This is a genomic window from Microcystis sp. M079S1 (assembly GCF_020246425.1).
Classification (GTDB): domain Bacteria; phylum Cyanobacteriota; class Cyanobacteriia; order Cyanobacteriales; family Microcystaceae; genus Microcystis; species Microcystis aeruginosa.
This window is the reverse complement of the sequence record NZ_JADBSZ010000073.1, coordinates 26,422-36,278: the sequence shown is the minus strand read 5'-3', so window position 1 is coordinate 36,278 and position 9,857 is coordinate 26,422. Positions and strand designations below refer to the sequence as shown.

The 9,857-nt window shown below is 41.8% G+C and carries 7 protein-coding genes and 3 pseudogenes; 3 read left to right on the top strand and 7 right to left on the bottom strand.

Annotated features, from left to right (window positions below):
- Nucleotides 1–404: 404 nt before the first annotated feature.
- Nucleotides 405–761: pseudogene (locus tag IM456_RS23495) on the bottom strand (pentapeptide repeat-containing protein); the annotation flags it as partial.
- On the opposite strand from IM456_RS23495, the pseudogene IM456_RS23490 reads away from it, so the two are divergent.
- Nucleotides 738–791, top strand: a pseudogene (locus tag IM456_RS23490) (hypothetical protein); the annotation flags it as partial. The pseudogenes IM456_RS23495 and IM456_RS23490 overlap by 24 nt on opposite strands.
- Here the strand turns inward: IM456_RS23490 and IM456_RS04635 are convergent.
- The 3 genes and pseudogenes from IM456_RS04635 to trmFO form a co-directional block, all read right to left on the bottom strand.
- Nucleotides 771–3,266 (bottom strand): annotated as a pseudogene (locus tag IM456_RS04635) (NACHT domain-containing protein); the annotation flags it as partial. The pseudogenes IM456_RS23490 and IM456_RS04635 overlap by 21 nt on opposite strands.
- 234 nt (nucleotides 3,267–3,500) lie before the next feature.
- A complete protein-coding gene (locus IM456_RS04630; RefSeq protein WP_061433123.1) occupies nucleotides 3,501–3,998 on the bottom strand; it encodes a 2TM domain-containing protein in 498 nt (165 codons plus the stop codon).
- 60 nt (nucleotides 3,999–4,058) lie between these two features.
- Nucleotides 4,059–5,396: an FADH(2)-oxidizing methylenetetrahydrofolate--tRNA-(uracil(54)-C(5))-methyltransferase TrmFO gene (trmFO, locus tag IM456_RS04625; protein ID WP_149986149.1), complete on the bottom strand. Its 1,338-nt coding sequence runs from the start codon at nucleotides 5,394–5,396 to the stop codon at nucleotides 4,059–4,061.
- Between the two features lie 363 nt (nucleotides 5,397–5,759).
- Between trmFO and IM456_RS04620 the strand changes: the two genes are divergently transcribed.
- Nucleotides 5,760–6,038, top strand: coding sequence for a thylakoid-associated protein (locus tag IM456_RS04620; RefSeq protein ID WP_149986148.1), 279 nt, complete (start codon nucleotides 5,760–5,762; stop codon nucleotides 6,036–6,038).
- A 119-nt stretch (nucleotides 6,039–6,157) separates the two neighbouring features.
- On the opposite strand, the gene IM456_RS04615 is transcribed toward IM456_RS04620, so the two are convergent.
- Entirely contained in the window at nucleotides 6,158–7,237 is a 1,080-nt protein-coding gene (locus IM456_RS04615) for a PIN/TRAM domain-containing protein (RefSeq protein ID WP_130756422.1), read from the bottom strand.
- 374 nt (nucleotides 7,238–7,611) lie between these two features.
- Here IM456_RS04615 and hemW point away from each other — a divergent pair, with 374 nt between their 5' ends.
- The gene (hemW, locus tag IM456_RS04610) at nucleotides 7,612–8,784 is read left to right on the top strand and encodes a radical SAM family heme chaperone HemW (protein WP_287694011.1); all 1,173 of its coding nucleotides are present in this window, start codon (nucleotides 7,612–7,614) and stop codon (nucleotides 8,782–8,784) included.
- 17 nt (nucleotides 8,785–8,801) lie between these two features.
- Here hemW and IM456_RS04605 read toward each other — a convergent pair whose 3' ends face one another.
- Together IM456_RS04605 and IM456_RS04600 are read right to left on the bottom strand one after the other, a co-directional pair.
- Nucleotides 8,802–9,122, bottom strand: a complete 321-nt coding sequence (locus tag IM456_RS04605; protein ID WP_287694005.1) for a cupin domain-containing protein — start codon at nucleotides 9,120–9,122, stop codon at nucleotides 8,802–8,804.
- Nucleotides 9,122–9,694: a shikimate kinase gene (locus IM456_RS04600; protein ID WP_287694003.1), complete on the bottom strand. Its 573-nt coding sequence runs from the start codon at nucleotides 9,692–9,694 to the stop codon at nucleotides 9,122–9,124. The genes IM456_RS04605 and IM456_RS04600 overlap by 1 nt, the downstream gene beginning before the upstream one ends.
- Between the last annotated feature and the right edge of the window lie 163 nt (nucleotides 9,695–9,857).

Here is a 9,857-nt window from a genome sequence, read left to right as displayed (position 1 = left end):
TTCTTGGGCTGCCCATTTCTCCATTTTTTTGCTTACCTCCACCTTGATTCCTTCTTTCAAAACTATACCTATCAATCGTTTCCCCTTTTTTTAAGTTTCTTCTCTTTTTGTTAAGAAAGATCTGACTAATGGATAGCTTATCAAGGGGGGCAGGGGGGATCGAACCTAAAATTCATTTTTAATTTAATTATAACCAGCTACTTATCTTCAATAGCTCCGTAACCGTTGATCTATTTTTGCTGATCCAGTTAGTGACCAACGTACCATGATTTTTCTCCTTTAGCCCCTAAACACATAAACATCATAACCTTTACATTGAGCCTGTCGAAATATAAGGTAAAGTAGAATCCAACCCGCGCGATTTCTTGGGTACTACCTTCTTAGGGTGGATGAGGTGATTGTATTCACTGAAACTCGGTTTTAACTTCAGTATCGAGAATCGTCCCTTTGACGTTAGCATCTTTAAAATTAGCCCCGTAAAGAATTGCCCCTTTAAGAATTGCCCTTTCAAGATTAGCCCCTTCAAGAATTGCCCTTTCAAGATTTACCTCGCCCAGATTAGCCCCGACCATATTAGCCCCCACCAGATTGGCACCCACCAGATTGGCCCCTTCAAGAATTGCCCTTTCAAGATTAGCCCCTTCAAGAATTGCCCCTTCAAGAATTGCCCGGTAAAGATTAGCCCCTACAAGATTAGCCCCTACAAGATTTGCCCTGTAAAGAATTGCCCCTACAAGATTTGCCCCTTTAAGATTTGCCCCTTTAAGATTTGCCTCTTTAAGATTTGCCTCTTTAAGATTTGCCCCTTCAAGATTTGCCTCTTTAAGATTTGCCCCTTCAAGATTTGCCGCTATAAGATTAGCCCTTTGAAGATTTGCCACGACCAGATTTACCCTGTAAAGATCTCGATTTATCAACAGACAGTTTTGTAAATCAAGAAAACTGAGGCAATTTAACACAAACATAGACTTAGAATCTATTCTTTGTCCCTGAAGACGGGCTAACCAATTGCCGAAAGCTTCAGGAGAAGGCCATTGAATGGGAAAAATTTCTTCGGTGACTCGCCCACAGGCATTGAATACCGCTAATAAAGCTTCCTCGGCATTGCGTGCCTGTCGCATTTCCTCCTGAAAATTGGGGCGGTTTTTTAAACCCTCCATCGGCATTCCTTTGACCAAAAGATATTCAATTAAATGACCCAGAGTTTTCTGCCACTGTTTCACTTCATCAGGGGACTGTAATTGCATTTGATTGACAACAAAACGAAAAAGATATTCATCTATTGCCGTCGGTCCGCATAAAGTCGCCCAGGCGATTAAAGCTTGTCTGGGATCGTAGTCATTGTCATAATCCTTGTCACTGTCTTGTAATTGCTTATGAATTTGCTTAACTCGGTTAACAATTCTGCGGGCAGTTAAATATTCACCAAAACTTTTATGGGTAAATTCAAAGGTTTTTTCGCTGCCTCGCAAATCGCCACTTTCTCGAAAATAAAAGGCTGTTAAAAGACGGGTGATACTCCCTTGGGAATCACTTTGAAAACTATCTTGGAAGATTTTTAGGAGATTTTTTAAGCCATTATTTTCACAATGTTCTTCAATCTCTCTCACGGTGGTGGTTCTACCGTTACCATGCCAACAGGAAAGGGCAATTTCCATTAAAATTAGCACAAAATCTTTTTCTGTAATCCCTTCTATAGCCCGGTGGCGTCGACTATTTTTTTCATAACCTCGCTCATAGACTGCCTTGAGCAAATTTTCATAAATATTATTGAGATTAGTTTCTTGGGAAAATTGAACCTCGCCTCGTTCAAAAGTGAGAGCAATAAGATAATTTAATAGCGGTTGAGCGGTAATTTCTTGTAAATTTTTCCCCGATAATTCTGGCGGTAATTGTGCATAGTTTTTACCTTTAGCTTGCCCATACTGTTGCCACCATTGATCACGTTGATCGACTTTTAATAAGTTATCGACATCGCTAAAATTATCGCTGTTACCAACCCAATAGGGTAAAATAGTGATAATTTGCCGAGGTTTTTTAAAATTATTTTTATTGGATTGTACCACCACATCACGCCCGCTAATCAACACTTGTAAACGGGTTTTATTGTTATTAAAACTTTTGACCTGATCTCGTACTTCATTAATAAAATCGTGGGCGACTTCTTGGGCGATTTTTCCCTGCATAGATAGCTCATCTAAGCCATCAAAGATAATTAGTAACCGTAAATCTTGATCGCTCGGTTCTAGAGGATTTTCTGGTAAAAAACCGTCATGTTGAACAAAAGTTTTAACTGCTGTTACTAAATCGGTGGAGAAACTCAAGCGATGCAAGGGAATATATAAAACTTGTTTTTCTAAGCGAGCTTGTTGGGCAGCAAATACTTTACAAAAGGACGATTTTCCACTACCCGGCCCACCGGTCAATAAACGAATAGCATCATCTGATTTTGCCGCTTCTAACCATGTTTCTAACTGCTCTTGGAGTTTGATAACAATGCGTTTAAATGATGGCTCTCGATGGTAATCTATGTCTGTGGTGGCTTTTACTTTTTCTTCTTCATAAAATCCCCGTAGAGGTACATAAATTTGCTTTAAACTAAAAGCTTCCCAAAAAATAGGTTCATCGATCTGTTTTTGCAACCAAGCTCGATAATGTAACCAGCCTCTTTCTCGTTTCCAAGCATTGTTAAAAGGAGTGTCGATTTCATCTAAAAGCAGACTGTATTCATCTCGTTTATCTTTCCATTGTTCATGCAAAGCTAAGACAAAATAAGCTGGTAAACGATTACTTAGGCTCTGTGCTTCCTGGGAATTAGTGATTAAATTATTTGTTGTTAACCACTGTAAAAAATCTGCTTGGATTGGTGCGACTATGGATAATCTTTCGGGATGCTCAAAAAAATCTCGATCAAGAATTAATTCCTGCTCTTGTAAAGATTTGTTAATCTTAGTGTAAAGTTCTTGTAAAGGCAGCTTTTCGACTGCTTGGGGCAGTAAATAAGCATTACTTTTAAGTAATCCTTTCATCGCCTCCATTAGCGATCGAATTATTAATAAACCCGCTAATTCCCCCGGAGTCCGACTTAAACCAAGAGCATCTAAAACTTCTACTCCATTTTCGGCCAGATCATCCCACTGTAAAAATACCCCGTTAAGAGTGGCTTTTCCCAGGGTACTAAAGAGACTTCTCGGATTGACTTTAACTTGTCGTTTCCAGATATTTTGGGGTTTGGAAACAGGAATTCCAGCAGCTGATTCGGACATAGAAAAAAGCGATCAATTCATGTAGGATTAATATTATTATATTACACTTAAGTTGGCAGGAACAACACTGTATAGAATCTTCTTTTTGGTATTGGCAGTGTTATTTTTTGTTAATTAAGTAGGTGGGGGGAATTAAATATAAGATGAACGTAGGTTGGGTTGAAGCATGAAACCCAACGCCCGCTCATGTTACGCTACCGCTAACCCATCCTACAAATAATTGTACCTCCCTACTTAAAACTGTAAAAACTTTTTAACTTGTGTCCAAAGATTGGTAAAAGACTCTTTCATTTCCTCCTTAATTTTCCAGCGTTTAAATGCCTCTTCGTAGGCAATTCCTTGATTTTGAAAAGTTTTCCAAGCGGAAAGAGAAAGAGGTAAACCCATTAGCAAAAAGATATAAATTGCCCAAGAAATTGTTCCCGCACTAATTAAATTAATGATAATAAAAAAACTATTAATAATCAGATAGCGAACGGTTTTATTTTTTAGTTCCTCGCGACGAAAGCGATCGAATTCTTGCCGTTTATAACTGACCATTTTTGACTCTTGCCAGTCCTTTTCCGCCGCTTCTAAGTCTTTAACTTCAATAGCTAAATCGTCGGCAATTTCTAACAACTGTTGACGGGTAATTTCTCCCTTATCCCCTTGACGGGAGATAGCCAAATAGAGAATTTCCTGCACATCCTCTTGACTGTAGGATTGGGGAGGGAAAAAATCGGGGTTTGGCATAGCGATAGAGAAAGAAATAGGTTCCTTCTCTATTATGGGCGATCGATTAGCGATTGACAGTTAGACGAGACAGGGAGTTTTTAACTGATTCATCCATGCTTCTAAATCCTGCAAAGAGCGATCGGCATATTGACCGTAACGTTCCCGTTTATTGCGGATTTTTCTGGTAAAATTCGGCAAAATGCCAAAATTTGGCGGCATCGGTTGAAAATGTTTCGGTTCGGCACTGCTGATAAACTCAAATAATGACCCCATCATCGTTGTGGTTGGCAATGTCACCGTTTCTAATCCTAAAGCTAAACGAGCGGCATTAGTTCCCGCTAACCATCCCCCAGCAGCCGCAGCCGTATAGCCTTCCGTGCCGATTAACTGTCCTGCCGCTAATAGCGTCGGTCGCGATTTAAACTGGAGACTGGAGGATAATAACTGGGGAGAATTGATAAAGGTGTTTTTGTGCATCACCCCCATGCGGACAAATTCGGCCTTTTCTAACCCCGGAATCAGACGGAAAACCCGTGTTTGTTCACCCCATTTTAAATTAGTTTGAAATCCCACCATATTCCACAATTGCCCCGCTTTATCTTCCATTCGCAACTGTATAACTGCGTAGGGACGTTGATCCGGATATCTGGGATCCGCTAATCCCACCGGTTTCAGGGGACCAAAACGCATGGTATCCTCTCCCCGACAGGCTAATTCTTCGATTGGCAGACAAGCCTCGAAAAATTTGGCATTTTCTCGCTCAAAATCCTTTAATTCTGCTTGTTCTGCCTGTTTTAACTCTTGCCAGAAGTGCAGGTATTGTTCCCGATCCATGGGACAATTGAGATAGGCGGCCTCACCTTTATCGTAACGGGAGGCCAGAAAAGCGATCGATCGATCGATCGATTCCCCTAGAATAATCGGACTAGCGGCATCAAAAAAGCTCAGATAGTCCAGGCCGGCGAAATTTTGCAGATCTGCGGCCAAGGCAGCACTGGTTAACGGTCCAGTGGTTAAAACGACGATACCATCCCGGGGAATTTCAGTGATCTCCTGACGTTTTAAGGTGACTAGAGGGTGGTTAGCCAAGATTTCCGTCAAATTTCGACTAAAGACCCCTCGATCGACCGCTAAAGCCCCTCCTGCGGGGACACTGTGCTGATCGGCCTGGGCAATAACTAGAGAATTTAAGCGTCGTAATTCTTCATGGAGTAACCCGGTGGCGCGATCCACCGCCATGGCACCAAAGGAGTTACTACAGACTAATTCGGCTAAAAATTGGCTATGGTGGGCGGGACTAGAGCGAATTGGGCGCATTTCGTACAGGATCACGGGAATACCTGCTTGGGCTATCTGCCACGCCGCCTCAGTCCCCGCTAATCCTCCACCAATTACATGAATAGGGCGATCGATCATAGTTGGGAGAAAATGGCTAGAGTAGGATTATTTTAGCGTTAAGCAAGGAGGCAAAATTATTTGTAGGATGGGTTAGCGGTAGCGTAACATAATCGGGCGTTGGGTTTCATGCTTCAACCCAACCTACGTTCATCTTATATTTAATTCCACCCACCTACTTAGTTCCGAGTCACCAAAAAAATAGGCTGGGCTGACGGCGATCGCATGAAGATTGGGGCTGATCACAAACTCAGGTTATAATATAAGGAAGGGATAGAACATTATATTCTATCTCGTCACGGTTTTTGCTTTCGAGAAGGTGGCAACACCGCCCCACTTTCTCACCATCTCCGTCCAGATGGGCTAGTTAGCGGTTTGACTTCTATGAACACCAATTATCTTGAAGAATACCAAAAATACCTAGCCGAATGGCAGAAACTGCTTCTGTCCGCTTGGGGTAATGGTGTTCCCTCGACTACACCAGTGTTTGAGTTTCCAGAAACTTTGGTTAAATCCCTCGAATATCAACAAGAATGGGTGAAATCCTACCTAACCGCCCAAGAAACCGCCACCAAAGTTGCCCTCGATAGTCAGAAACAATTCTGGGATAGTTATTTCGGTTTTGCTCGTCAGTCCATGGCTGTAATCAATAAACCGGCCTAATTTAGATATAAATTGGCTAGATAGTTCGGTTAGTGACTTAACTTCCCTTAAAAAATGAAATTCCTCAAATACAATCCCCTCTGGCTCTGTATTTGAGGCTTTTTTGGGTTTTATTCCCTTTAGGCAATGAGGGAATTTTGGGGTTTAGCAAAAATCATCCGTCCGGCCGAGGTTTGCAGTGCAGATGTCACCACTACCCGCAATTCTCCCCCTAGATAATCTTTTCCTTCCTCTACCACCACCATCGTGCCATCTTCTAGATAACCGATGCCTTGGGTGGGTTCTTTTCCTGCTTTGAGAATTTTCAGATCCAAAGTATCCCCGGGTAAGTAGATCGGGCGTACTGCTTGGGCGAGATCATTGACATTCAAGATGGTGACTTTTTGCAGATTGGCCACTTTGCTGAGATTATAATCGTTAGTGAGCAAGGTGGCGTTAATTTCTTGGGCAAGATGGACTAATTTAGCATCTACGGTGCTAATATCCTCATAATCGGCGGGATGAATGATAATGCGCTCAGGGAATTCTTGCTGCATCCGGTTTAAGATATCTAATCCGCGTCTTCCTCTAACTCGTTTTTGGTCGTTACTGCCATCCGCTAACTGTTGCAATTCCTGAAGGATAAATTGGGGAATGAGTATCTGTCCCTCGATAAATCCTGTGTCTAACAATTGTTCGATACGACCATCGATAATACAACTGGTGTCAACAACTTTGGTGGCGGCCGCTTGTAGGGTTCCTTCGGCCACTAAAATTGATTCCATACTATTGGGGTTAATCAGACGCAAAAAAGTCCGACCGTGGGTATCAGCTAAACTAACCCCCAGATAGGAAAACATAACACTGCCTAAAATCGCGATTATCGGCTTAACAAACGAGAATTCTCTGGGAATCGGTAGGAAGAAAATCGGGGCTAGGATCAGATTAGCAATTAACAAACCGATCACTAGACCGACCGAACGGGTTAAAATAACTTCGATCGGAGTTTGCCTTACTTGGGTTTCTAGACGACGATAGGTAGTTTGGGCAACTAAACCGAGGGCTAAACCAATAATTGAGGCAAAACCCGCCGATAACCAGCGTAACGCTTCAATATTGCTGATTTGCGACTGGACAGTAACCGGCAGCAAGTCCACACCACTATAACCAATACTGGCAACAGCGAAGACGAATAATAAAATTATGACGGCATCAAGCATGGGGATAATACCAGAGGGGATAGGGGGGAATGATGGTAGAAAAATAATGACTATGGATACTTTTACATTATATCCGTGGGCCTCTCCTAATTTGTGTCGGGAAAGTTGCTTTCATTCTAGGAGATGTTCTCCCCAGCCATAATACATCTTAACGAAGATAAACGAAATTATAGCCGTCGGGAGTCAGCTTTGAATCAGTTATCAGTTATTAGTTATCAGTCATCAGATACGAGTTACAGCGTTTCTCAGATAGATGAGGTTCGTTCTTGCATCTAAAATACTTGATTAGCAAGGCTTAGTCTGTACCTCACCTTGACGAGAAAGGCTGTATGAGTTCACTGATTACTGATTACTGTTCACTGATAACTGCTTTAATGCCCTATTTTCACCCCATAACCTCGGTTTATATTCATATTCCCTTTTGTCGTCGGCGCTGTTTTTACTGTGATTTCCCGATTTTTGTCGTCGGTAATCGCACCAATCCGGCGACTTTTCCCCCCGTGGTGGAGTATGTGGAAATATTACAAGAAGAAATTAGCTTTAGTCAGGGGACGGGGAAACCCCTAGAAACAATTTTTTTTGGGGGGGGGACCCCTTCCCTGTTACCGGTGGAATTATTAGGATCAATTCTGGATACTTTAGCCAAAAAGTTTGATTTTGCGGCCGATATAGAGATTTCTATGGAGATCGATCCGGCTACCTTTAGTTTAGAACAATTACAGGGTTATCTTAGCGCGGGAGTCAATCGGGTTAGTTTAGGAGTACAGGCTTTTCAAGAACCATTATTACAGGTTTCTGGTCGATCGCATACCGTTAAGGATATCTATCAGGCAGTGGAATTAATTCAGGGATTGGGAATAGTTAACTATAGTTTGGATTTGATTTCGGGATTGCCACAACAAACCCTCACAGATTGGGAAAATTCCCTAGAAAAAGCGATCGAACTGCAACCGGCCCATCTTTCCTGTTACGATTTGGTCTTAGAAGCGGTTACTCCTTTCGGTAAACAGTATCAACCGGGGAAAAACCCCTTACCCGATGATGAAACCACGGCAAAAATGTATGTTTTAGCCGGTGAAAAACTAGCTTTAGCCGGTTATCAACATTACGAGATTTCTAACTATGCTAAACCGGGTTATCAATGCCGACATAATCGAGTTTACTGGGAAAATCGTCCCTATTACGGCTTTGGTATGGGGGCCGCTAGTTATCTTCATCAACAACGTTTTACCCGTCCGCGCAAAAGTCGCGACTATTTCGCTTGGGTAAAAGAAGGCTGTCAGATTGACGTGGAGAAAAATAGTTTTATCGATGATCTTCTCGAAACCTTGATGCTAGGGTTAAGGTTAGGGTCAGGGGTGAGTTTACCTGCGATTGAAGCTAATTTTGGTTCGGAAATCAAAAAAGCAATTTTAGAGGTTTTAGAGCCGCATAAACAGCGTAATCTAGTAATAATTGAGGGGGATAGCAGGGTCAGATTAAGCGACCCCGAAGGTTTTTTGTTTTCTAATCTAGTTTTAACCGATTTATTCGATCGCTGGCAATAGTTAGAAACTATATTTTACTAGCGATAATGGATAGCTAACCAAATACAAGGGGGATTATTGCTAGTAAATTCGACGCGATGTTTTTGGTGAGGAGGAATCAGCAGATAATCCCCCGCTTGCAGATTAACTTGGCTGCCATCTTCATAACTAATCTCAGCAAATCCCTGTAATAAAATCACCCATTCAAAGTCAGATTGATCGTACCATTGACCCCTGGGAGTGGTTTGACCGGTGGAAATAATTCTTTCCAGACGAATAGCCTGACTTTGGGCCAAAATTTCCAGAATTTCTCGGTCAGGAATTAGTTCAGGTAAATCAAAAATTGAAGCTGCTATCATTAGTTATGATCCCTTTCTGGATGAAAATCTTTAATCACCGTCGGTATTGCTGTTAAAATTTTCTCAACGATATCAGCAGGTGTATCTAGGTCAGAAACAACAATCCGAAGATCTGCTTCTGCATACAGTCCTCGTCTTTGTTCTAATAATAATTCTAGTTTACTTTCTAAATCAGTGGACTGAAGCAAGGGACGAGAGGTATCTTTTTTTAAACGTTTAACCAAGACTTCGAGAGGAACATCTAACCAAATCATTAAACCGTGACGAAGATAACTCCAATTCATCGGTTTTAAAACCATCCCTCCCCCGGTGGCAATCACAGTTTTAGTCAGAGAGGATAATTCGGCTAAAACTTGGGTTTCTAACTCCCGAAAAGTCGCTTCTCCCTCGTCGACAAAAATTTCCCTGATTTTCTTTCCCGCGACCCTTTCTATTAATATATCTGTATCAAAAAAACGATATTGTAACCGTCGGGAAAGCAACTCTCCCAGGGTGGATTTGCCAGATCCCATCATTCCTAGCAAAAAAACACTTAATCCCCGTAAGGAGTTAAAATCCGTTGAATTGTCCATAGTTAAAATTTAGCTGAATGTAGTCCTCGCTACTAAGGGACGATGTTTTGATAAGCATGTGGGAGTAAAAACCGCGAGATGAAATCAGAAAATCTTCTCAGAACTCCCATTGACACCGACATCGTGTCAGAATCTGGATAACCATGATACCATCTTGGTAATT

Excerpts from the sequence above, each read along its gene's own strand:
- IM456_RS04605 (WP_287694005.1), bottom strand. The coding sequence starts at position 9,122 with ATGATAGCAGCTTCAATTTTTGATTTACCTGAACTAATTCCTGACCGA.
- IM456_RS04615 (WP_130756422.1), bottom strand. The coding sequence starts at position 7,237 with ATGCTTGATGCCGTCATAATTTTATTATTCGTCTTCGCTGTTGCCAGT.
- IM456_RS04620 (WP_149986148.1), top strand. The coding sequence starts at position 5,760 with ATGAACACCAATTATCTTGAAGAATACCAAAAATACCTAGCCGAATGG.
- hemW (WP_287694011.1), top strand. The coding sequence starts at position 7,612 with ATGCCCTATTTTCACCCCATAACCTCGGTTTATATTCATATTCCCTTT.
- IM456_RS04630 (WP_061433123.1), bottom strand. The coding sequence starts at position 3,998 with ATGCCAAACCCCGATTTTTTCCCTCCCCAATCCTACAGTCAAGAGGAT.
- IM456_RS04600 (WP_287694003.1), bottom strand. The coding sequence starts at position 9,694 with ATGGACAATTCAACGGATTTTAACTCCTTACGGGGATTAAGTGTTTTT.
- trmFO (WP_149986149.1), bottom strand. The coding sequence starts at position 5,396 with ATGATCGATCGCCCTATTCATGTAATTGGTGGAGGATTAGCGGGGACT.